Origin of the sequence: Spirillospora sp. NPDC052269, from assembly GCF_040679435.1 — a bacterium.
Lineage (GTDB): Bacteria > Actinomycetota > Actinomycetes > Streptosporangiales > Streptosporangiaceae > Spirillospora.
Genome location: NZ_JBFAUU010000006.1, coordinates 199019 through 222801 on the forward strand (window position 1 = coordinate 199019; position 23783 = coordinate 222801).

At 73.5% G+C, this 23783-nt stretch carries 15 protein-coding genes; 10 read left to right on the plus strand and 5 right to left on the minus strand.

The window, feature by feature from the left end:
* Both AB0L06_RS14800 and AB0L06_RS14805 read right to left on the minus strand, forming a co-directional pair.
* The coding region (locus AB0L06_RS14800; protein WP_500231512.1) for a hypothetical protein at window positions 1-189 on the minus strand (189 nt) is incomplete at its 3' end.
* Entirely contained in the window at window positions 182-2950 is a 2769-nt protein-coding gene (locus AB0L06_RS14805) for a bifunctional YncE family protein/alkaline phosphatase family protein (RefSeq protein ID WP_500231513.1), read from the minus strand. The genes AB0L06_RS14805 and AB0L06_RS14800, both read right to left, overlap by 8 nt.
* Before the next feature lie 174 nt (window positions 2951-3124).
* On the opposite strand from AB0L06_RS14805, the gene AB0L06_RS14810 reads away from it, so the two are divergent.
* Both AB0L06_RS14810 and argG read left to right on the plus strand, forming a co-directional pair.
* Complete coding sequence (locus AB0L06_RS14810; RefSeq protein ID WP_500231514.1) at window positions 3125-5200, plus strand: WD40 repeat domain-containing serine/threonine protein kinase; 2076 nt, start codon at window positions 3125-3127, stop codon at window positions 5198-5200.
* 98 nt (window positions 5201-5298) lie between these two features.
* Window positions 5299-6738, plus strand: coding sequence for an argininosuccinate synthase (gene argG / locus AB0L06_RS14815; RefSeq protein WP_500231515.1), 1440 nt, complete (start codon window positions 5299-5301; stop codon window positions 6736-6738).
* A gap of 114 nt (window positions 6739-6852) precedes the next feature.
* On the opposite strand, the gene AB0L06_RS14820 is transcribed toward argG, so the two are convergent.
* Window positions 6853-7848: a helix-turn-helix domain-containing protein gene (locus AB0L06_RS14820; protein ID WP_500231516.1), complete on the minus strand. Its 996-nt coding sequence runs from the start codon at window positions 7846-7848 to the stop codon at window positions 6853-6855.
* A 162-nt stretch (window positions 7849-8010) separates the two neighbouring features.
* On the opposite strand from AB0L06_RS14820, the gene AB0L06_RS14825 reads away from it, so the two are divergent.
* From AB0L06_RS14825 to AB0L06_RS14845, 5 genes are all read left to right on the plus strand, one after another.
* Entirely contained in the window at window positions 8011-11724 is a 3714-nt protein-coding gene (locus tag AB0L06_RS14825; RefSeq protein ID WP_500231517.1) for a S8 family serine peptidase, read from the plus strand.
* A 234-nt stretch (window positions 11725-11958) separates the two neighbouring features.
* Complete coding sequence (locus AB0L06_RS14830; RefSeq protein WP_500231518.1) at window positions 11959-12327, plus strand: DUF6542 domain-containing protein; 369 nt, start codon at window positions 11959-11961, stop codon at window positions 12325-12327.
* Window positions 12328-12510: 183 nt separating this feature from the next.
* Entirely contained in the window at window positions 12511-14064 is a 1554-nt protein-coding gene (locus AB0L06_RS14835; protein ID WP_500231519.1) for an LCP family protein, read from the plus strand.
* A 29-nt stretch (window positions 14065-14093) separates the two neighbouring features.
* Window positions 14094-15905, plus strand: a complete 1812-nt coding sequence (locus AB0L06_RS14840) for a hypothetical protein (protein WP_500231520.1) — start codon at window positions 14094-14096, stop codon at window positions 15903-15905.
* Between the two features lies 1 nt (window position 15906).
* On the plus strand, window positions 15907-16674 hold the full coding sequence (locus tag AB0L06_RS14845; RefSeq protein ID WP_500231521.1) for a DUF3109 family protein: 768 nt from the start codon (window positions 15907-15909) through the stop codon (window positions 16672-16674).
* Between the two features lie 57 nt (window positions 16675-16731).
* Here the strand turns inward: AB0L06_RS14845 and AB0L06_RS14850 are convergent, their stop codons facing one another.
* Window positions 16732-16950 carry a hypothetical protein gene (locus AB0L06_RS14850; RefSeq protein WP_500231522.1) on the minus strand — a complete coding sequence of 73 codons (219 nt, stop codon included), beginning with the start codon at window positions 16948-16950 and terminating at the stop codon, window positions 16732-16734.
* A 177-nt stretch (window positions 16951-17127) separates the two neighbouring features.
* Here AB0L06_RS14850 and AB0L06_RS14855 point away from each other — a divergent pair, with 177 nt between their 5' ends.
* Window positions 17128-17598: a GNAT family N-acetyltransferase gene (locus tag AB0L06_RS14855; RefSeq protein WP_500231523.1), complete on the plus strand. Its 471-nt coding sequence runs from the start codon at window positions 17128-17130 to the stop codon at window positions 17596-17598.
* Between the two features lie 7 nt (window positions 17599-17605).
* Here AB0L06_RS14855 and AB0L06_RS14860 read toward each other — a convergent pair whose 3' ends face one another.
* A complete protein-coding gene (locus tag AB0L06_RS14860; RefSeq protein ID WP_500231524.1) occupies window positions 17606-20875 on the minus strand; it encodes an ATP-binding protein in 3270 nt (1089 codons plus the stop codon).
* Window positions 20876-20999: 124 nt separating this feature from the next.
* On the opposite strand from AB0L06_RS14860, the gene AB0L06_RS14865 reads away from it, so the two are divergent.
* Window positions 21000-22325: an FAD-binding oxidoreductase gene (locus tag AB0L06_RS14865; protein WP_500231525.1), complete on the plus strand. Its 1326-nt coding sequence runs from the start codon at window positions 21000-21002 to the stop codon at window positions 22323-22325.
* An 88-nt stretch (window positions 22326-22413) separates the two neighbouring features.
* Window positions 22414-23589, plus strand: a complete 1176-nt coding sequence (locus AB0L06_RS14870; protein WP_500231526.1) for an NAD(P)/FAD-dependent oxidoreductase — start codon at window positions 22414-22416, stop codon at window positions 23587-23589.
* Window positions 23590-23783 lie beyond the last annotated feature (194 nt).

Consider the following 23783-nt stretch of genomic DNA (forward strand, 5'->3'; position numbering starts at 1 on the left):
GGGGTCGGGGGGGCGGCGGCCGACCAGCACCCCCAGCCGGGTGGTCGCCCCGGCGGGGTCGGGCGGGGGGTGCCGGGCCCCCCGGCGGGCCCCCCCCGTGCGGTCGCCCCCGCCCACGGCGACGGTCCCGTCGAAGCGCCTGGCCAGGCCACGCGCTTCGACGGCCACCTGAATCGGCTGGTCAGCCATGGTGCGGGACCTGCGCCCGGTTGCGCGGCAGGTCGGTGTCCCCGGTGTCCCGCGGAGCGTTCTGCGGGAACCTCGCGAGCACCTCGTCCGGGGTCATGACCTTGGTGTCACCCGGATAGGGGCGCTTCCAGCCGGTGCTGGCGTACCAGGTCAGCCGGTTGAACGGCGCGAAGGCGAGGTTGTCCTCGGACTTGAAGTCCTGCCTCTGCGACCAGGTCAGCCAGGCCTTCTCCAGCGGGTCGGTGACCTGCGCCGCCGCCTTGTTCATCGTGTCCAGCGGGACCTGGTTCGGCACCGCCGTGTAGGGCGTGAAGTCCGGCTTGTCGGTGAACGTGTCGAACATCGGCACCGCGGCGAGGTCGAGCTGGTTCATCGGCGGCAGGCCGAGGATCTGCTCGATCGTCCGGGTCACGTTGATCTGGCTGTAGTAGGTGTGGTCGACCGCGCCGCGCTTGGCGTACGGGCTGGCGACCATGGTGACGTTGCGGTGCCCGTCCACGTGGTCGACGCCGTTCTGCGAGTCGTCCTCGACGACGAAGACCGCGCTGTCCTTCCAGAACCTCGAGTGCGAGATCGAGTCGATGATCCGGCCGGTGGCCAGGTCGTTGTCGGCGACCATCGAGGACGGCGTCGGGTAGCCGGGGGTGACGCCGTTGGTGTGGTCGTCCATCACCCAGAGCATGTTCAGCGCCGGGAGCCTGCCGCTCTTCTCGTACCCGGCGAGGTCGCGCTGGAAGATGTCGGCCCGGTACTGGTCCGTGATGTTGGTCTGGAAGTTCGGGAAGTCCGGCGACAGGATCTTACTGAGGGACGGGACGTCGGTCTTGGTGGTGCAGGTGCCCATCGGGATGTGCGGGTCGCCCTGCGCCTTGCCCTCGAGGATCTGCGAGTCCCGGTACCACTGCTGCCAGCTGCCGCCGCAGTCCTTGCCGTCCTTGGTGGAGAACCACTCGGCGTACTCGCCCCAGACCTTGGCGTCCAGGCCGTGCGCCCGCGCGTTGTCCCAGAGGAAGCCGGACTTCGGGTACACCATCGCGTCCGGCTGCCCGTAGTCGCGGACGTAGTTGGCGTACGACCGCTCCAGGTAGTCGTTGACGAACGCGGCGTCCAACCAGGTGTGCCCGGACGCCGAGTTGGTGCCGTCCGAGTACAGGTTGTCGATCAGCGGGAACTGTTTGGCCAGCTCATGCGCGTTCGGCGTGACCTTCTGCCCGAACTGCGCGAGGTCGGCCTTGCCGTTGCCGCGCGGGTCGTCGCCGAGCACCTGGTCGTAGGTCCGGTTCTCGCGGACGATCACGAACACGTGCTTGATCTTGGACGGCGAGCCGGTGCGCACCGGGACCGCGACGGGCCTCGCGCTCCGCGAGCCCTTCCTGTTCCGGTCCTTCAGCCCGTGCCACTGGTTGTTCGCGAACACCTTGGAGGTGTAGGCGGCCATCTCCTTCGGCGTCGGCTTGGCGATCAGGCCGATGGTGCCGACGTCGGCGTACACCTGGCGGCCGGTGGCCGGATTGGTGCCGGGGCCCTGGCTGATCGTCCGGTCCGGGCCGAGCGCGCCGACGCCCGCCTGGCTCGCGACGACGAGCCTGCCGAGCGCCGCGTCCCAGTGGAGCGTTCCGGGGTACCAGCCGGTCGGGATCAGGCCGTCGAACGCGGGCTCGCGGTGGCCGCCCGCGTAGTTGTAGACGGCGACGGCGTTGTCCCGGCCCAGGCTGACCGCCAGATGCGTGGAGTCGAGGAACTCCAGCGCGTTGGGCGAGCTGCCGAACGGCTGGCCAGGCAGCGGGTTGACGTTGAACGTCCGGACGACGCGTCCGCGGGTGGTGTCGAGCACCGAGACCGTGTCGTCGCTGGAGTTGGTGACCAGCACCTCGGTGCCGTGCGCGAGCAGGCTGGACGGGTCGAGCCCGACCTTGTACGTGCGGACGACCTCGCCGGAGGCCACGTCGACCTCGGACACCGTGCCGTTGTTCGCGCGGCCGTCGCGGGCGTCGGCGACGACCGGCGAGTCGTAGCTGAGGTTGGTGTGGTCGCCCGCGCCGGGGACGCGGCCGCCCTCGTTGCCGACGAACGCGTGCTGCCCGACGATCACCACGTCGCGCGGCGCGACCCCGACCTTGGTCGGAGCGCCGAACGCGCCGGTGTCCGGGTCGAGCGGCGCGATCCGGTCCCAGCCGCTGAGCACGACGACGATGTGCTTGCCGTCGGGCGCCCAGGCGAGGCCGGTCGGGAGCGGCTGCGCGGCACTGCCGTCCGGGCCCTTCGGCACGGACGCGTCGGCCGGGATCGCGATGCCGACCGGCGCGCTGAGCGTGCCGTCGGCGGCGACCGTGAACCGCACGATGTTCTTGGACTGGGTCGCCCACAGGGTGTTGCCGTCCCGCGAGTACAGCAGGCCGGTCACACCGATGTTGCCGCTGCCCACGCCCTTGGGCGGGGTGTACTGCTGCAGGACCTTGTGGTTCACCAGGTCCACGACCGTGAACAGGCCGTTTCCGGACTTGGTGAGGTCGACGGCGGTCTTGCCGTCGGGCCGGACGGCCATGTCCATGGGCCGTCCGGACTGCTCGACGCTCACTCCGGCGGGGGTGACGTACTGGTTGTTCGAGGTGAGGACGGAACCGTCCGACTGACGTCCGACCAGGTGGTCGGTCAGCGGCTTGTTCGCGCCCCCGGAACCGGCCGCGTACGCGGCCGTCGACACGGCGAGCACGGCGGCCGCGGTGCCGAGGAGGGGAAGGGGGAGGGACTTCCGGCGCATCAGGGCCTCCGGATCATGGGCGGACTGCCCCGTGAAGGTAGACCCGCCTCCGGGACCCCCTCCGCAACGCGGAATGAAGTCCCGGTGAACACCCCCACACGCCCACGAAGCTCCCAGATCACCCCATATCCCCAGGCGCCTCGGAACACCAGAGGAACGCTATCGTCCCTTTGCATGGAGTCGTTGGGACCGGAAGATCCGGAAAAGGTCGGCCCTTATCGGGTCCGGGCGCGCCTCGGCGCGGGCGGCATGGGCCGCGTGTACCTGGCCGAAACCCCCGCCGGGCGCCGGCTCGCGGTGAAGGTGATCCGCTCCGAGCACGCGGCCGACCCGCGCTTCCGCGCGCGCTTCGCCCGCGAGGTCGAGGCCGCGCGCAAGGTGAACGACTTCTACACCGCCTCGGTCGTGGACGCCGACCCCGAGGCCGAGTCGCCCTGGATGGCGACCGCGTACGTGCCGGGGCCGTCCCTGCAGGCGCTGATCGCCGCGGACGGCGCGCTGCCGCCGGAGCGCGTCCGCGAGCTGGGCGCGGGCCTCGCCGAGGGACTCGCCGCGATCCACGCCTGCGGGCTCGTCCACCGCGACCTCAAGCCGGGCAACATCATCGTCGCCGAGGACGGCCCCCGGATCATCGACTTCGGCATCGCCCGCGCGCTCGACGCGAGCGCGATGACCGCGACCGGCGCCGTGATCGGCACACTCGCCTACATGTCCCCCGAGCAGATCGAGGCGGACGAGGTGGGCCCGCCCAGCGACGTCTTCTCCCTCGGCGGCGTGCTCGCGTTCGCCTCGACCGGGCGCGGGCCGTTCGACGCGTCCAGCCCGGGGGCGATCGTCCACCGCGTCGTCAGCCGCGACCCCGACCTGGACGGCGTCGACCCGTTCCTCGCCGGGGTCATCACGCGCTGCCTCACCAAGGAGCCGGCCGGACGGCCCACGCCCGCCCGGCTCCTCGCGGAACTCCGGGTCGTCCAGGACTTCGTCCCACCGCCGATCATCCCGTCTGCTGACCAGGGCGCGGCACCGGCGCACCCGCCCGCCGCTCCCCCGCCCCACCCGGGTGTCCAGGGCCCCCAACCCGCCTCCCCGCCCGCGGCGCCATGGCCGGCCGCCGCGCCAGGTGTTCCTGGGCCGCCAGCCACGATGCCTCAGGCGCCGGGGGCCGGGCAGCAGCAGGTGCGGCGGCGGGCGGTACTCGCGGCCGTCGCGGGGACGCTGGTCGCGGGCGGTGCGGGCGTTCTCGGGTGGAAGGAGCTCAATGGCCGGGGTTCGCCGGTGCACTCGGCGACCAACGTGTTCAAGAAGGCCGGCGGGCTCGGCGAGGCCGATCCGAGCGGCGGCACGTGGACGATGCTGGAGAACGTCGACGCCTACGAGCTGCGCAGCACGAAGTTCTCCCCCGACGGGAAGCACCTGGCCGTCTGCGGGTGGGCGACCGGCACAGGCGCCGATTGCGCGGGGATCTACGACGGGACGTCCAACGCGCGGCTGGCGCAGATGGCCGGCGGCAAGGACGGCGCGAACGAGGTGGCCTTCTCGCCGGACGGCCGCCGCCTGGCCGTGGCCTGCTCGGACGGGACGGTGCGGATCTACTCCGTCCCCGACGGGAAGCCGGTCGCCACGCTGAGCGGGCCGAAGAAGCGGGCGATGGGCGTGGCCTGGTCGACCCGCGGCCGGATCGCCGCCGCCACCGAGGAGGGCGGGTTCCTCTGGGAGTCGTCCGGCCGCCTGGTGACCCGGCTCACGCGCAAGGACAAGTACCCCGGCGAGCTGTACGCGGCCGCGTTCGCCCCGGACGGGCACATGGTCGCCACCGCGGGCGCGGACCAGTTCGTCCGGCTGTACAACGGGGTCACCGGGGCGCGGATCGCCGATCTCGGCACGCCGTCGGCGACCGGACTGGCGTTCTCCCCCGACGGCCGGACGCTCGCGGTCGGCGAGTACGGCGGCACGGACAGGAACGTCGTCCGGATCTGGGACGTCCGGACGCGCACCGAGCTGGCCCAGCTCCCGGGCCACAAGAGCATCACGGCCGTGGCGTTCTCCAGGGACGGAAGGCGGCTCGCAAGCTGCGGGGAGGACGCCGGGTCGTCCCAGGGAGGCACCATCCGCGTCTGGGACGCGGCGTCGAAGGGCCAGCTCCGGCTGCTCACCACGCCGGACCACTGCATGAGCGTGGCGCTCAACGCGGACGGCACGAAAATGCTCAGTTCAGGGGCCGGAAAGCCGGTCCTCTGGAGGGGTTTGTAACTCCGGTCACACCGCCGGGAACCGGGTTTCAGCAAAAACACGAGGGGGAATCCGCGGAACGCGTTGAATGTTCATGCAGAGCAGTGCATACTCTTCCTATGTCCAAGGTGCTCTCCTCCCTGCCCGTCGGCGAACGCGTCGGCATCGCCTTCTCCGGCGGCCTCGACACCTCTGTCGCGGTGGCCTGGATGCGCGAGAACGGCGCGGTGCCCTGCGCGTACACGGCCGAACTGGGCCAGTACGACGAGCCCGACGTCGCGTCCGTGCCCGGCCGCGCCGCGCTCTACGGCGCCGAGGTCGCCCGCCTGGTCGACTGCCGCGACGCCCTCGTGGAGGAGGGCCTGGCCGCGCTGGCCTGCGGCGCGTTCCACATCCGATCCGGCGGCCGCGCCTACTTCAACACCACCCCGCTCGGCCGGGCCGTGACCGGCACCCTGCTGGTCCGCGCCATGCTCGAGGACCGGGTGCAGATCTGGGGCGACGGCTCCACCTTCAAGGGCAACGACATCGAGCGGTTCTACCGGTACGGCCTGCTCGCCAACCCGGCGCTGCGGATCTACAAGCCGTGGCTGGACGCGGCGTTCGTCGGCGAGCTCGGCGGCCGGCAGGAGATGTCGGAGTGGCTCACCGAGCGCGAGCTGCCCTACCGGGCCAGCGCGGAGAAGGCCTACTCCACCGACGCCAACATCTGGGGCGCCACCCACGAGGCCAAGGCCCTGGAGCACCTGGACGCGGGCGTCGAGACCGTCGAGCCGATCATGGGCGTCCGGTTCTGGGACCCCGCGATCGAGATCCCGGCCGAGGACGTCACCATCGGCTTCGACCGGGGCCGTCCGGTCACCATCAACGGCAAGGAGTTCGGCTCCGCCGTCGAGCTGGTGCTGGAGGCCAACGCGATCGGCGGACGGCACGGGCTCGGCATGTCCGACCAGATCGAGAACCGGGTCATCGAGGCCAAGAGCCGCGGCATCTACGAGGCCCCGGGCATGGCGCTGCTGCACGCCGCCTACGAGCGGCTGGTCAACGCCGTCCACAACGAGGACACCATGGCCACCTACTACAGCGAGGGGCGCCGGCTCGGACGGCTCATGTACGAGGGCCGCTGGCTCGACCCGCAGGCCCTGATGCTGCGCGAGGCGCTCCAGCGCTGGGTCGGCTCGGCCGTGACCGGCGAGGTCACGCTGCGGCTGCGGCGCGGCGAGGACTACTCGATCCTCGACACCACCGGCCCCGCGCTCAGCTACCACCCGGACAAGCTGTCCATGGAGCGCACCGAGGACTCGGCGTTCGGCCCGGTCGACCGGATCGGCCAGCTCACCATGCGGAACCTCGACATCGCCGACTCCCGCGCCCGGCTCGAGCAGTACGCCGGGATCGGCGTGGTCGGCTCGTCCCACCCCGCCATCCCCGGCGGCGCGAGCACCGCGCTGATCGGCGCGATGCCGGAGGGCGGCGCGGAGTCCATCGCCTCGCGCGGCGAGGCCCCCGGCGGGGACGAGCTGCTCGACAGCGCCGCCATGGAGTTCGGCACCGACTGACCGTTCGAGCCCGACACCTTCAAAGCCTGCCCACCCAGGACGACCGGTGCCACGATCCCGCGCTGCGGGGCCGTGGCATCAGTTGTCTCCGCAGGTCAGGCGGTCGGGCCGGGTTCAGTCGGATGCGAGGTCGAGCCAGCCCTGCGTGGCGGCGTGCCAGCCGAGCTGGATGCGCGTCTGGACGCCCGCGAGGCCCATCAGCCCGCTGATGCGGCGCTGGACGGTCCGGAGCGAGATGCCGAGCTGCTTGGCGACGGCGTCGTCGGTGTAGCCCGCGAGCAGCAGCTCGACGAGCTCGGCGTCGGTCTCGTCCAGCGGGCTCGGGGTACGGGCCGCGAGGTCGTCCTGGTCGTGGGTCGGGGTGCGGATCGGGGTGGCGCGCATCCACTCGGTCTCGAACAGCGCGAGCAGCGCGTCCAGCAGCGCGGACTCGTGCACGACGACCGCGCCCGCGCCGTCCGGGCCGGGGGTGGCGAGGATCGGCAGGAACGCGACGCGCCGGTCCACGATGATCAGTTTGAGCGGGACGGCGCCGACCAGCCGGACCCGCTCGCCCTCCGGGATGGTCGCGAGGGCCGCCTGGATCCCGCCCTGCTCCTCCAGCGCGGCGCGCTCGGCGACCACCCGGTAGCGGACGCCGCGGGCGAGCGCGGCCTGCTCGGCGGCGGTGTTCTCCGCGGCGCTGACGGCCGTCGCGGGCGCCTTGACGAAGGCCAGCACCTCGCTCTCGGCGCCCATCTGGAGCAGCCGGAACCGCTCGGCGACCTGCCGCTGCCCCTGCACCACGTCGATCAGGCCGGAGATGCCGCGGCGGGCGGAGGCGGCCTGGTAGACCTCCTGCAGCGCGTCGATCTGGAGCTCGGCGCGCTTGATCTCGTTCTGCTGCTCGACCAGCAGCGCGCCGAGCGCGGCGGCGGGCGGCGCGGCGACGAACCGGGCGAGGTCCTGGCTGTCGTGCGAGGCGAGGCCGCGGCGCTCGAGGGTGGCGAGCAGCGCCCGGGTCTCGCCGACGGAGACCCGCAGCCGGACGGCCAGCTCGGCCGTGGACGCGGAGGGGACGGCGATCAGCTCGCGGTAGGCGTGCGTCTCGTCGGGGGTGAGTCCGAACACGCGGTCAGCATGGCAGGCCCGTCTGGCGCGTCCGCGCCAAACATGGCCGGGGCAGGATGACGGGAATGTGCCATGACGTAAAACCGCCATGATCTCCGTATTGAGCGTGACGGGGTCCCGCCATGATCCTCGGGGTGATCACCCGTAGCCCCGGAGGTTCACATGAGAACACCCTCCCGCGGCCTGCCGGCGGCCTTGCTGCCCGTCGCGGTCGCTCTCGGGGTCGGCGTCGCGTCCCCCGCGCTCGCCGCCACACCCACCGCCGCAACCAGCCTCGCCAAACCCACCCCCGCCACCGCCAAGTCACCGAAGACCGCCGACGCCGCCGCGACCGCGTCGGTCACGCTGATCACCGGCGACGTCGTCACCCTCGGCTCCACCCCGGACGGCAAGGCCGTCACCACCGTCAAGCCCGCGTCCGGCTCGTCCGGCGGATCCGAGACGCAGACCGTCGGCCACGACACCTACGTCATCCCGGACGCCGCCCGTCCGCTGCTCACCCAGGGCAAGCTCGACCGCGAGCTGTTCAACGTGAGCAAGCTCGTCCGGTTCGGCTACACCGACAAGGCGGGCGCCGGCCTGCCGCTGATCGCCCTGTACGGCGGACGGGCCTCGCGGTCCGCTCCCGCGGGCGCGGCGAAGAAGCGCGACCTGCCGAGCATCGGCGGCGCAGCGCTCCAGATCGGCAAGGGCCAGGCCAAGGCGTTCTGGACGTCGATCGCCCCGGCCGCGAAGGGCCTGGCGCCGCGCGCGCTGGCCGGCGGCCTCGGCAAGGTCTGGCTGGACGGCAAGGTCAAGGCGTCCGACGAGGTCAGCAACCCGCAGATCGGCGCGCCCGAGGTGTGGCAGAAGGGCCAGAAGGGCGGGGGCGCGACGGTCGCCGTCCTCGACTCCGGCCTGGACGTCACGCACCCGGACATGGCCGGACGCGTCGCCGACGGCAGCACCTCGTTCGTCCCCGGCCAGGACATCACGGACAGGATCGGGCACGGCACGCACGTGTCGTCCACGGTCGCCGGGACGGGCGCCGCCTCGGGCGGCAAGCAGTCCGGCGTCGCGCCCGAGGCCAAGGTCGTCATGGGCAAGGTGCTCGGCGACGACGGCTACGGCCAGGACTCGTGGATCATCGCGGGCATGGAGTGGGCCGCGTCCAAGGCCCGCGTCGTCAGCATGAGCCTCGGCGACCCGAGCATCACGGTCGCGGGCGACCCGATGGCGCAGGCCGTGGACCGGATCAGCGCGCAGACCGGCTCGCTGTTCGTCATCGCCGCGGGCAACAGCGGCGGCGAGAGCACGGTCAGCAGCCCCGGCACCGCCGACTCGGCGCTCACCGTGGGCGCGGTGGACGCGAACGACGAGCGGGCCTACTTCTCCAGCATGGGCCCGCGCGGCGGCGACTACGGCATGAAGCCGGACATCGCGGCGCCGGGTGTGGACATCATCGCCGCGCGCTCCAAGGACTCGCCCGGCAGCGGATCGTACGTGCAGATGAGCGGCACGTCGATGGCGACGCCGCACGTCGCGGGCGCGGCCGCGATCCTCGCCCAGCAGCACCCGGACTGGAAGGCCCCGCAGCTCAAGGCGGCCCTCATGTCCACGTCGACCGAGCTGAAGGGCACGTCGGCGTACGAGCTCGGCTCCGGACGGCTCTGGCTGCCCGGCGCGGTCGGCGACGTGTCCGCGACCGGCTCGCAGTTCTTCGGCTTCTACAAGTGGCCGCACACGAGCGCGGACCCGGTCACGAAGACCGTCACGTTCACCAACTCCGGTGACACCGCGCGCGACCTCAAGCTGAGCACCCGCGCGACGGGCCCGGACGGCAAGGACGCCGGGACCCTCTTCAAGCTGTCGGCGCCGCAGGTGACCGTCCCGGCGCACGGCAGCGCCGACGTGAACGTCACGGCCGACGCGGACGACGCGTCCGGCACCGGGAACTTCACCGGCCAGGTGGACGCCGCGGGCCAGGACGGCAAGGTCGTCGCGCACACGGCCCTCGGCCTGGTCAAGGAGAACGAGCGCTACAACCTGGACATCAGGCTGACCGGCCGCGACGGCAAGCCGGTCGGCGGCGACCTGGCGCTGTACCGGTACGGCGACCAGTACGTCCAGGAGGTCACCGCCGACCCGTCCACGGGCGCGGTGCCGGAGCTGCGGCTCGCCCCCGGCGTCTACTCGGTGAGCGGGAACATCGCGGTCGCGGGCGACCACGGCCCCGGCTCGCAGGGCGTCGCGTTCCTGAGCGACCCGCACCTGAACCTGGCCAAGGACACCACGCTCGCGCTGGACGCGAGGAAGGCGACGCGGATCACCGTCCGGACGCCCAAGCAGTCGGTCGCCGACTACCGGCGGATCGGGTCGTTCCACGACTCGGGCATCGGCGGGCAGTTCGCCACGTTCTCGACGTCCTACGGCGTCCCCGGAGACGTGGACGACCTGTACGCGCTGCCGACCGGGAAGGTCGGGGGCGGGAGGTACGACTTCGCGGTCCGCTACCGGATGACCAAGCCGTACCTGGCCGTGTCCGGGACCGCCGGGATCGGCGGGCTCGACCCGCTCTACTTCCAGGGCTCGGTGCGCCTCGACGGCAAGGTCGACCTGCCGGTCGTGTCCGCCGGGAAGGGCGGCGCGGACGACTACAAGGGCGTCCAGGCCAAGGGCGCGGCCGTCGTGATCACCCGGAGCGACGCGGTCGGCCCGGACGAGGCGGTGGCCAACGCCCAGGCCGCCGGAGCGGCGTTCCTGCTGGTCGCGAACGACCGTCCGGGGCGGTTCACGAACTACCTCGGGTCCGACCTTCCCGTCGCGTCGGTGACGCAGGCGGAGGGCGCGCGGCTGCTCGCGGGCGCGGCGAAGGGCGGACGGATCGTCGGCTCGGCCGAGGAGTTCGCGCCGTACAAGTACGACCTGAGCAAGTCCTACTCGGGCGGCATCCCGTCCGGGCTGGCGTGGGACGTCCGCGACGAGACCCTCGCCCGGGTGGACGAGCGGTTCGTCGGCGACCCGAAGACCATCGCGTTCGAGGCGCGCGGCGACTGCCGCGACTACCAGTGGCCGCCGTGCCAGGGCCCGTTCGACCCGCAGGGCCTCGGCCGCGCCCGCGTGAGCTACCTGTCCACCGAGAAGGGCAACACCTGGTACGACGACGCCCAGACCGCGGACGGTTGGAGTCAGCGCTACGAGAACCGCGCGTACACCCCAGGCACGTCGAAGCTGGACTGGTTCGAGCCGGTCACCCGCCCGCGCCTTGGCCAGGGCTACTGGGGCCCGTTCCAGGGCGGCGACTTCTTCCAGGTGAACGTCCCGACCGACGGCGGCACGCTCACGACGGGCGGCGACGACCGGTCGCAGATCGCCTCGCGGCTGTTCCAGAACGGCACGCTGGTCGCCACGTCGAACTCGCAGGCGATCCAGAAGCCCGTCCCGCACGTGGACGGGCCGGCGAAGTACCGGTTCGAGCAGGACACGGCCACCCCGTCCCGGCGGCTCTCCACCGCGACGCACAACGCGTGGGAGTTCACGACGACCAGCACGGACACCGACACGCTCCTCCCGCTGCTCCAGCTCGGCTACACCGTCGGGACGGACCTGGGCGGGAACGCGAAGGCGGGGACGCACGGCGCCATCGGCCTCACCACCTGGCAGCAGCCGGGCGCGGTGGGCGCGGGGAAGAAGGCCACGGCGGCCACGCTCGAGGTGTCCTTCGACGACGGCAGGACCTGGCAGCAGGTGAAACTCGACCACGGCGGCTCCGCCTGGAACGGCTCGGTCTCCTTCCCGAAGACCCCGGGCGCGTTCGTGTCGCTCCGCGCCACCGCGCGGGACGACGCGGGGAACACCGTCAAGCAGGAGGTGATCCGGGCGTTCGGCCTGAGCTGATCCTCTGAGGCGCGCGCAAAAGCCCGGTCGGACTTCCCCCCAGGTCCGGCCGGGCTTCGCCGTGTCGGCGGGCGGACCGTCCGGGTCGCCGTCCAGAATGATCACATGTATGTTTGCGCTTACGCTTAAGTATTGGCAGGCTGGACGGCAGAGCAGGAAGAACTGGCGGATTCGTCCGTTTCTTCCGTCGGAAGGCGACAGGACGGCGGGGACGCACGTGAACGGATCGACCCGATGCTGACCGGTTTCGGCGCGGGCGCGCTGCTGGGCGGGGTGACGCTCGCCGGTGCGCTCGTGGACGGCTTCGGAAGGGGCGGCCCCGGCCTCGTGCTCGGGAGCTGCCTGGTCGCCGGGTCGCTGCTGGCCGTGGCGCTGGTGAACCCGCGGTTCGTCCGGCTCATTCTGCCGATGCCGCCGCTCGCCTACGCGGTCGCGGCGACCGTCGCGGGGCTCATCGGGGACGCCGGGCAGGCGAAGGGCTCGGTGGGCCTGGCGACCTCCGCGAGCCGCTGGCTCAGCCAGGGGTTCGTGGCGATGGCGTCGGCGACGCTGCTGGTGGCGTTGGTCGCCGTGGTACGGGCGGCCACCACGCGGGCACGCTGAGAGACGGGCACGCGGGCACATGGGCCGCGCCCGTCGGCCATGGGCCATCGGCGCGAGCCGACCGGAAGGGGAACAGTGGGACCGACCGCGCATCGGGGCCGCCCGGCGGACCGTCCGCCACGGGGCGGGTCGGCGGGACGCGCGCCCGCGAGCCGATCTCGCACGGGGCGTTCGGGAGAGGGCGTGCCACCGCGAGGCCGGCCGGCCGCGCCCGGAACCCCCCGGCGGCGTCCGCCGGACCGGCGGCGTCAGTCGCCGCGCGAACGGGCGCGGAAGACCGCGGGGAACATCGCGTACGCGATCGCCTGCGTCGCCGCCGTGCTGATCCTGGCGGCGGGCGGCCTGTCCTACTTCGTCCTGAACGGCCTGAAGGGCCTCGGCTCGTCGCACGCGATCGGGAACGGCCCGAAGTCCACCGACGGCGCGACGAACATCCTGCTCATCGGGCTCGACTCGCGGAAGGACCAGAACGGCGACCCGCTGCCGAACGCGGTCCTGAAGCAGCTGCACGCGGGCAGCGCGCGCGGCGTGAACGAGGAGGGCGTGGGCGGCTACAACACCAACACGCTGATCCTCCTGCACGTCCCGAACAACGGCGGCAAGGCGACCGCGTTCTCCATCCCGCGCGACGACTACGTCGAGTACGCCGACGCGGTCGGGCCGCAGCAGCACGGCAAGATCAAGGAGGCGTACGGCGTCACCAAGGCGTTCACCGAGGACAAGCTCCGGGCGAAGGGCGAGACGGGCAAGCACAGGCTCGAGCACGACGGACGCGAGGCCGCGCGCAAGTCCACGATCTCGACCGTCCGGCAGTTGCTCGGCATCCCGATCGACCACTTCGCCGAGATCAACCTCGCCGGGTTCTACGACCTCGCCACCACGCTCGGCGGCGTCGACGTCTGCCTCAAGAAGCCCGTCCAGGACCACTACTCCGGCGCGGACTTCCCCGCCGGACGGCAGCACCTCAACGGCTCGCAGGCGCTGGCGTTCGTCCGGCAGCGGCACGGCCTCACCAACGGCGACCTCGACCGGACACACCGGCAGCAGGCGTTCCTGGCGTCCGTCACGCACAAGCTCAAGCAGGACGGGATCTTCGGCGACCTCGGCCGCATGCAGGGCCTGCTCAAGGTCGCCAAGAAGGACGTCGTGATGGACTCCGGCTGGGACGTCCTCGGCTTCGCGCAGCAGGCCAAGAGCCTGACCGGCGGGAACGTCGAGTTCCACACGCTGCCGATCGAGGGCTTCGGCACGATCAACCGGCAGTCGGTCAACCTGGTGAACCCCAAGAAGATCCGCGCGATGGTGCACGACACGCTCGAACCGCCGAAGCGGACGCCGGTTCCGGCCGCCAGTGGCAGCAGCGGTCCGAAGGCCACCGTGGACGTGCTGAACGGCGGCGGCCACGCCGGGCTCGCCGCCAAGGTCGCGAGCGCGCTGTCCGATGACGGCTACACGACCGGGAAGGTCGGGAACACCGCGCCGCACACGCGCACGACCGTCCGGTACGGCGGGTCGTCGCAGGCGGCGGGCAAGAAGATCGCCGGGATGTTCGGGGTGAAGGCCGTCGCGGACCCGTCGCTCCCGGCGGGCTCGGTCCGGATCGTCCTTGGGCCTGCGGCCCAGGTGCCGTCCGTGACGGCCTCGGGCGGGCACCGTCCGGCGCCGACCGCGACGCTGCCGACGACCGGGGCGCAGGGCGGCGCGGTCCAGGGTGGCGGAATCCCCTGCGTCGACTGACCGCGCTCACCGCGCTCCTGCTCGCCGCCGTGGTCCTGTGGCCGGGCCCGGCGTCCGCCTCCGCGGCGTCGCCGCGTCCGGTCGTGGTCCTGGGTGTGCGGACGCTGAGCTGGGCGGACATCACCCCGGCCGGCACCCCGAACCTGTGGCGGCTCGCCGGCCGCGCGGGGCTGGCGAACGTCTCGGCACGGACCGTCCGGGACACGACCTGCCCGGCGGACGGCTGGCTCACGGTCTCCGCCGGTCAGCGGGCCTCGGCGGACGACTGCGCGCGTCCGTCGCCCTTCGCGGCCCTCCGGGAGCGGAACCGTCACAGCCGCTACCGCGCGGACGTCGGCGCGCTCGGCTCCGCCTTCCACGACGCCGGTCTCCGGACACAGGCGGTCGGCCCTGACGCGGCCCTCGGCGCGGCCGACTCGTCGGGACGTGTCGACGCCGCCTCGCCGTCCGCGGGGCTGATCATGATGGACGCGGCGAACGCGCGCCAGGCGGACGCGTGGCTGCGCGACGTCCCGGCCGGGGCGACCGTCTTCGTCATCGGCATCTCGGACGCGCCCGGCCACGCCGCCCTTCACCCCGTCCTCGCCTCCGGCGACGCGACGCGGTACCTGACGTCGGCGTCCACGCGCCGGACGGGACTGGTCACGCTGACCGACCTGACACCGTCGATCCTGGCGGTCGCGGGGCTTCGCCCGACGCAGGGGATGGTCGGCGAGGCGTGGCGGCCGGCCGGCGGACGCGTCGCGCCGGAGCACGCCGTCCGGCGGCTCGCGGGCGACGCGGAGGCGGGCCGGATCAGCGAGAACCTGCGCGGCCCGTTCTGGTCGGCCACGATCGGGATCGAGCTGGCGCTGCTCGTCCCGCTGCTGCTCGCCGGACGCCGGTGGCCCCGGGCCCGCGCGGTCACCGGCGTGCTCGCGCTCGCCGCGATGGCCGTCCCGCTGGCGACGTACCTGGTGAACCTGTTCCCCTGGCACACCGCGTCCGCGCTGGTCTCGGTCATCGCCGGGCTCACCGCCGCGATCGCCCTCGCCGCGTCGCGCACGCCCGCGCCCGCCGTGGCCGTGGCGGGCGTGACCGCCTTCGTGTCCGCGCTGGACGCCGTGACCGGCTCCCACCTCCAGTGGAACAGCCTGACCGGCTACAACGCGATCGTCGCCGGACGGTTCTACGGCCTCTCCAACCTGGCGTTCACGGTGTTCGCGACGTCCACGCTGCTCGCCGTGGCGCTCGCGGTCGGACCGCTGGTCGAGCGCGGACGGCGGCGGGCGGCCGTGCTGGCCGTCGCCGGCACCGGGCTCGCCGCCCTCGTGATCACCGCCTGGCCGGACGCGGGCGCGAAGTTCGGCGGGACGCTCGCGTTCGCGCCCGGCATCGCCGTGTCCGCGCTGGTCATCGCCGGACGCCGGGTCTCCCCGGCCAAGCTCGGCCTCGGCTGCGCGGCGGGCGTCGCGGCCGTGACCGCGCTCGTCCTGGCCGACCACGCGCGTCCGGCGGCGGCGCAGACCCACCTCGGACGGTTCGCCACGCAGGTCGAGGACGGCGAGGCGGGCGCGGTCGTCGGGCGCAAGCTGGACGCGATGCTGCACACGGTCGGCGGTTCGGTGCCGCTGACGCTGGCGGCGCTCGCGGCCGTGGGCGTCCTGGCCGGGCTGGCGCTGCGGCCGCCGCCCCGGATCGCGGCATGGCTGGCCACGCGCGGGACGCTCCGCGCCGGGCTCGCGGGCGTCGCGACCACGGCCGCCGTCGGGGCCGTGGCGCAGGACTCGGGGCTCGCCGTGCCGAGCATGGCCCTGCGCTTGACCGTGCCGTTGCTCGTGGCGCTGGCAATACGCCCCTGACATGCGAGAACGTGGACGGATGGACGACGAGGCAGCACCGGATTTCCCGCGCGCCTGGATCGAGTTCGCCGACCCGGCCGACGCCGAGCAGCTGTTCCGCTGCGACCTGACCTGGCTGACCTCGCGCTGGAACTGCCTGTTCGCGCGCGGGTGCCAGGGCATCGTCTCGGGACGCGCCAGCGACGGCTGCTGCTCCCTCGGCGCGCACTTCAGCGACGAGGACGACGAGAAACGCGTCGCCGGGCACGCCGCGCGGCTCACCCCGGAGGCGTGGCAGTTCCACCGCACCGGGACGCGCGACGGGTTCACGGCGTCAACACCGGGCGGCGGACGGCGCACCCGCGTCCTCCAGGGCGCGTGCGTCTTCCTGAACCGGCCCGGGTTCGAGGGCGGGATCGGGTGCGCGCTGCACGCGCAGGCCCTCCGGGACGGCCGCGAACCACTGGAATACAAGCCCGACGTGTGCTGGCAGCTCCCCATCCGGCGCACCTTCGAGTGGCGGGACCGTCCGGACGGCTCCCGCGTCCTCGTCGTCTCGATCACCGAGTACGAGCGGGGCACGTGGGGGGCGGGCGGGCACGACCTGCACTGGTGGTGCACGAGCGCCGAGTCGGCGCACGACGCCGCCGACCCGCTGTACGTGACCTACCGTCCCGAGCTGGTCGAGCTCATGGGCGAACCGGCGTACCGGGTGCTGGTCGACATGTGCGAGAACCGCCTCGCCGCGCCACTCCCTCTCGCCCCGCACCCGGCCGACCCGGAAGGCTAGGCCCGAAAACGCCCTCATCGTCCCCTGGGGGGCGATGAGGGACCAGTCTCGGTTACCTCAGTTCTCGGCGCAGGCCGGGCAGGGCGCCTCCGTCATCGTCGCGGGTCTTCCTCCGCGCACGTCGCCGCCGAGGCTGATGACGCGCCCGACGCCGAGGCAGGCCCGGCACCCCGGCATGATCTCCGCGCCGAGCTGGTCCCACACGGGGGTGTACGCGCGTCTCGGGGCCGGGGCCCGCCCGCCGCCGACGCCGCCGTTCTCGTTGATGCGTCCCATGCCCCGGCAGAAGAAGCAGGCGAGCCGAAGCGTCCCGAGTCGCTCTTCCCCGGCCCCGTCGCAGGCGGGACAGTCCTTCCGGTGTGTCACACCAGCAAAACTGCCCCGGTAATCCGTCGCGGGAACCGAAAACGACCATGGATGGGGAAACCCCTCTCCCTGGGTAGGGTCCGTGCCATGACCTCCCCGAAGCACGAGCCGGTCCCCGTCGTGCGTCAGGCGACGCGCGCCGACCTTCCCGCCGTCCTCGCCCTGCTCGCCGGCGAGGACACCGTCGTCGACCCGGCGGCGGTCGTCGTGACGGACGCCTACGAGCGCGCGTTCGCGGCGATCGACGCCGATCCGCGCAACGAGATGCTGGTCATGGAGGCGGACGGCGCGGTGATCGGCTGCCTGCAGGCCACCTACATCCCGGGGCTCGGCAAGGGCGGCGGTGATCGGGCCGTGATCGAGGCGGTGCGGATCCGCACGGACCTGCGCGGCGGCGGCCTCGGCCGGACGCTGATGGACCGGGTGATCGAGCGGGCCCGTGCGCGCGGCTGCGTCCTCGTCCAGCTGACCAGCACCAAGACCCGCCGGGACGCGCACCGCTTCTACGCCTCGCTCGGTTTCGCGGCGAGCCACGAGGGTTTCAAGCTCCCCCTCTAGGCCCGCGTCAGAGCAGAGCGCGGCTTTCGGACTCCCGGTAGGTCAGGCCCAGGCGTTCGTGCGTTCTGAGGGACGCGCGGGCGTGGGCCTGGGCGGTGTCCTCGTCGCCCATGCTGCGGGCGAGTTCGGCGAGGACGAGGTGTGTCGATCCCCAGCAGGCGCTGCCCATGCCCGCGACGACGAACTGCTCGGCGTACGGGACGAGCCGGTCGTACAGGACGCGCGGATCCGGGACGGCCGGGTCAGGGACGCCCTTCTCCGGGTCGTGCAGGCGGGCGGCGACCAGGCCCCAGACCGGGAGGAGGAAGTCCCCCACCCAGTCGTCCGGGACGTCCGCCCCCCAGCGCCGGATCAGGTCGCGGGCCAGGTCGGGACGGCCGGACTCGACGGCCGCCAGCACGGCGAGCGGACGCAACGGCACCAGGCGCGTGCCGGAGGCGGCCTCGACGAGTTCGTCCAGCACCTCGGCGGCCCGCCCCTGGGCCCGCCGGCAGGTGTAGACGGCCACCAGGCGGCAGAAGGGGCCGCCCCACAGCGTCGAGCCGTACAGCATCTCGTGGCGGTCGACCATGGTCTCGGCCTCGTCCCAGCGGCCGTCCAGGGTCGCGCGGGCGATCAGCGCGCTGCGGACCATCGACTTCAGCTGGGGGCTGGGCGCGGCGTCCAGGAGCGCTTCGCAGCGCGCGAGCTCGCGGTCCCAGGCGTGCAGGTCGCCGTCGCGGAGCTGGCACGACATGAGGAAGACCCGCGCCAGCACCTCGTCGCCGGCGGGACGCCCCGGCAGGTTCGCCAGCTCCTCGGCCATCAGCCGCCGCTCGGTGTTCCGGCCGGGCCGGAACGCGGCGAGCAGGTAGTTGTTCATGGTGCGGGCGAGGAGCGGGCCGTCCCCGAGCCCGCGGGCGAGGGCGACGGCCCCGGCGGCGTGCCCCTCACCCTCGGCGCTGCGCGGGCCGTAGTGCAGTTCCAGGGCGAGCGCGCCGAGCAGCGCGGCGCGGTCGGCGTCCGCGAGCGGGCCGCCGAGGAGGTCCTCGATGACGGCGACCATGTCGCGGTCGACCACGCCGTACGCGCGCCAGTTCCACAGGGCGGGGCCGCCGATCGCGGTGACCGCCGGGACCAGCACCTCCCGGTCGCCCAGCTCGAGCGCGAGGCGGATCGCCTCCTCCCAGTCGCGGCGCGCGTCCTCGGGCCGCCCGGCGGTGCGGTTCGCCTGGCCGCGCTCGACGAGGAGCCGGGCGCGCTCGGCGTCCCGGCCGGGTGGGAGCGAGTCCAGGGCGAGCCGCCACAGCTCGACGGCCTCGGTGAACGCGAGCTGCGCGGTCGCGTGCCGGGCGGCCCGGCCCGCGTACCCCACGGCCTTGTCCGCGCCGCCGAGCCGTCCGGCCTTGGCGAAGTGGTGCGCGAGCGTCGCGGACTCGGAGCCGGGCAGGACGGGTTCCAGCGCCTCGCCCACGCGCAGGTGCAGCCTGCTCCGCTCGGCCCTGCCGAGCCCGGTGTAGAGGGCCTGCTGGACGAGCGCGTGCGCGAACCGGTAGTCCGGCCCGGACGGCGGCTCGGCGAGCAGCCCGGTCGCGACGGCCGGTTCCAGCCCGTCCATGACCTGCTCGGCCGTGGTCCCGGTGACGGCTTCGAGAAGGTCGACGTCGATGTCGCGTCCCGCGACCGCGGCGGCGCGCAGCAGCGTGCCCGTCTCCTCCGGCAGCCTCGCGAGACGGTGCTCCAGGACGTCCCGGACGCTGCGCGGCACATCGTCGTCCTTGCGCAGCCGCAGGACCTCACCCAGGTAGAAGGGGTTGCCGCCGGTGCGTTCGACCAGGGTGGCGACCGTTCCGGGCGGGTCGGGGAGCCGCCTCGCGCGCAGGTAGGACGCGACGTCGTCGGCGCTGAAGGGCGCGAGGTCCAGGCGGTCGCCCAGCCGGGCGAGGGCGGCGAGTGTGTCGCGCAGCGCGCCGGGATGGTCGCCGGGCTCGGGACGGCAGGTGACCAGCAGCAGGAGAGGGCGCCGCCCCGCCGCGCCCGCGACGAAGTCGAGCAGCCGCAGGGACGACACGTCCGCCCAGTGCAGGTCGTCCAGGACGATCGCGAGCGGGCTGCCGTCCGCTTGCAGGACGTCCATGACGCGCTCGTACAGGCCGATCAGCGCGCTGCCGGGATCCTGCGGACGGCCTGATCCGTCCCCGGAGAGGACACCGGACGCGTCGCCCGCGTCCCGCAGGACCTCCGCCCACGGCCAGAACGCGGGCGCGGTGCCGTCCACGCACCGGCCCCACGCGACGCGGAAGCCGCGCGCGGCGGCGAGGTCGGTGGCGGCCCGCACGAGCCGGGTCTTGCCGATCCCCGCCTCCCCCGTGACCAGGACGATGCCGCCCTGCCCCCGCCGCGCCGCGCCGAGCCGCCGCTCCACCTGCGCGAGCTGGTCGCCGCGCGCGATCAGCCGGTCGTCCTCGGGTTCGGGTTCGGGTTCGGCGGGCGTGGCCTCGACGGGCGCCGGGGCGGGCAGGAGCAGGCCGGGCGACTGGTCGAGGACGGCCTTCTCGAGCGTGCGCAGCTCGGGGCCGGGGCTCAGGCCGAGGTCGTCCGCCAGGCGCGTCCGGACGCGGCGGAGGGCGGCCAGCGCGTCGGCCTGGCGTCCGGCCCGGTAGAGCGCGAGGACGAGCAGGGACCAGGCGCGTTCCCGGTACGGCTCGCTCTCGGCGAGGTCCTCCAGCCCGCCGACCAGGGACGCGTCGTCCCCCAGGGCGAGCCGCGCGTCGTACAGGTTCTCCAGGGCCGCGGTCCGCGTCTCGGTCAGCCGCGTCACGACCGGACGCGCGAACTCCTCCTCGGCGAACTCCCCCAGCGGCTCGCCCCGCCACAGGCCCAGGGCGCGTTCGAGCGTCTCGGCGGCCTGCCGGTGTTCGCCCCGCGCGAGCGCGGCCCTGCCGTCCTCGGCCTCGGCGGTGAACCGCCACAGGTCGATCCGCCCCGGCGGGACGGCCAGCAGGTAGCCGGGTTCGCGGGTCAGGAGCACCTTCGGCGGGGTGCGCGGCGGACGGTCCGGTTCGAGGGTCTTGCGGAGCGGCGCGATGTACGCCTGGAGCGTCCGGGTCGCCCCGGCGGGCGGCTCCCCGGCCCACAGCTCGTCGATGAGCCGGTCGAGCGAGACGACGCGTCCGGGTTCGAGGGCGAGCATGGCCACGAGGGCCCGCTGCTTGCGCGTGCCGAGGTCGAGCGCGCCCCGTCCGGCCGCGACCGCCTCCAGCGGGCCGAACAGTCGGAACTCCAGCTCCGCCGTCATGCGTCTCCCCCCGGAACGTCCGAATGATCACCCTACGGGACCCCAACTCGACCCCAGTCCGATCCCAACGTCCGCGCGACATGGTGGACCCGTTCACCCCGAACGACGACATCAGGGACAGGTCATGAGCATTGGGAACGAACTGCGCTCCGTCCTCCGCGGCACGGTCCTCGCGGCCGGCGACGAGGGCTTCGAGCAGGCGCGGCGGCCGTGGAACCTCGCGGTCGAGCAGCCCGTCCAGGCGGTGGTCGAGGCCGCCGACGCCGACGACGTCGCGACGCTCGTCCGGCACGCCCGGCTGGCCGGGCTGACCGTCGCGACGCAGCCGAGCGGCCACGGCGCGAGCGGCAACACCGGCGAGGTGATCCTGCTGCGCACCACCCGGCTGGACGAGCTGAGCGTCGACCCCGCCGCCCGCACCGCCCGCGTCGGCGCGGGCGTCAAGTGGGGGCGCGTGCAGGAGGCGGCGAGCCCGCACGGCCTGACCGGCCTGGCCGGCAGCAGCCCGGTCGTCACGGTCACCGGCTACACGCTGGGCGGCGGGCTGAGCTGGTTCGGGCGGAAGCACGGCTTCGCGTCCGACAGCGTCCGGGCGTTCGAGATCGTGGACGCGACGGGAGCGCGGGCGCGCGTCACCGCCACGTCCGACCCCGACCTGTTCTGGGCGCTGCGCGGCGGAGGCGGTGACCTCGCCATCGTCACCGCGATCGAGTTCGACCTGCACCCGGCGCCCGAGCTGTACGGCGGGCGGATGCTGTGGCCGGTAGACCGGGCCCGCGCCGTCCTGGACGCGTTCCGCGAGGTCACCGCGTCCGCGCCGGACGAGCTGACCGCCTGGTTCGAGCTGTTCCACTTCCCCGGGGCGGCGCCGATGGTCGCCGTGGACACGACGTTCCTCGGCGCGGGCGGCGACGCCGAGGCGCTGCTGCGTCCGCTGGAGAAGGTGGACGGACGGCTGTCCGACTCGCGCGCCATGATGACGGTCGCCGAACTGCCCTCGATCACCGCCGAGCCGACCGACCCGAGCCCCGGGCGGTCCCGCTCCGAACTGCTGACCGGCCTCACCGACGAGGTCGCGGCGGTGCTGCTGGACCGTCCGATCGCGCCGCTGCTGAACGTCCAGCTGCGGCACCTCGGCGGCGCGCTCGCCCGTCCGTCCGGCCCGGCCGCCGGGCACGACTCGGCCGCGGGGCGCCTGGACGAGCCGTTCGCGCTGTTCATGATCGGCATCCCCGGCGAGGACGGCGGCGCCGCCGTCGGCGAGCGGCAGCGGGAGATCGCGGACGCGCTCGTCCCGCACACCAGCGGGCGCAGGCCGTTCACGCTGCTCGAGCCGGGCGACCGTGCCGCCAACGCGTTCACCCCGGACGTGCTGGACCGGCTCCGCGCCCTGAAGCGCCGCCGCGACCCGCGCGGCACCCTCCGCAGCAACTACCCGGTCCTGGACTGACCCTCCTGTGACACAGGACACCTTTTATACACTTACCCCCTATGGGTATTCTCCTCGACAGTCATCCGAGCCGTGAGGAGCATGCACAGTGGGTAATCAGGAGCGCATCGTCGTGGTCGGCGCGTCGCTGGCGGGGCTGCGCGCCGCGGCGACGCTGCGCGAGGAGGGGTACGCGGGCGCGCTCACCCTCGTCGGGACCGAGCCGCACCGCCCGTACAACCGGCCGCCGCTGTCCAAGAGCGTGCTGGAGGGCGACGACGACGTCAGCCTGCCCGGCTCCGAGGAGGTCGACGCGGACTGGCGGGGCGGGCGCAGCGCCGTCCGGCTCGACACCGGCGCCCGCGCCGTCACCCTGGACGACGGCGCCGAACTCCCCTACGACGGCCTGGTGATCGCGACGGGCGCCCGCCCCCGCCGCCTGCCCGAGGACGAGATGGACCTCGCGGGCGTGCACGTCCTGCGCACCATCGACCACGCCCTCGAGCTGCGGAAGGCCCTCGCGGGCGTCCAGGGGCGCGTCGTCGTGATCGGCGGCGGGTTCATCGGCGGCGAGGTCGCCTCGACCGTCCGCGCCGCGGGCCACGAGGTCACCGTCATCGACGCCGCCGAGCCGATGGTCCACGTCCTCGGCCGGACGGTCTCCTCCTGGCTGGCGGACCACCACCGCGCCAACGGCGTCGAACTCATCACCAACACCCGCGTCGCCGGGCTGGTCGGCGAGGCGGGCCGGGTCACCGGCGTCCGCCTGGACGACTCCCGGACCGTCCCGGCCGACCTGGTCGTGGTCGGGGCGGGCGTCGTGCCGAACACCGAGTGGCTCGAGGGCAGCGGCGTCCACGTGGACGACGGCGTCGTGACCGACACCCGCCTGTTCGCGCGCGGCCACGGCGACATCGTCGCCGCCGGTGACGTGGCGCGCTGGCCCCACACCCTCTTCGGGCACGAGACCGTCCGGATCGAGCACTGGTCGAACGCCAACGAGCAGGGCGCCGCCGCCGCGCGGAACCTCCTGCTCGGCCCGTCCGAGGCCGTCCCGTTCAGCAAGGTCCCGGCGCTCGGCACGCGCGTCCACGGCACCCGCGTCCAGTACGCGGGCCTCCCCCACCTCGCCGACGCGAGCACCGTCGTCACCGGCGCCCCCGAGGACGGCAAGTTCTCCGTCGCCTTCACCCGCGAGAACGTCCTGGTGGGCGCGGCGACGGTGAACTTCCCGAAGGAACTCACCCGCCTCCGCAAGGCCATCGAGGCGGGCGAGTCCCTCTAACCGGACGACACTTCCCCCACCCCGGCGGCCAGACCGAGACACCACTCGGCCTGGCCGCCGTCAGCCCGCCCCCATGAGCGCCTCGGACTGACCACCACTGACAACGCCCTCGCCGACGCGCTGGACGCCGTGCTCGGCATCCAGCGCGGAACACGTCCAGCGCGGGACGGTGTTCAGCACGGGACGGTGTTCAG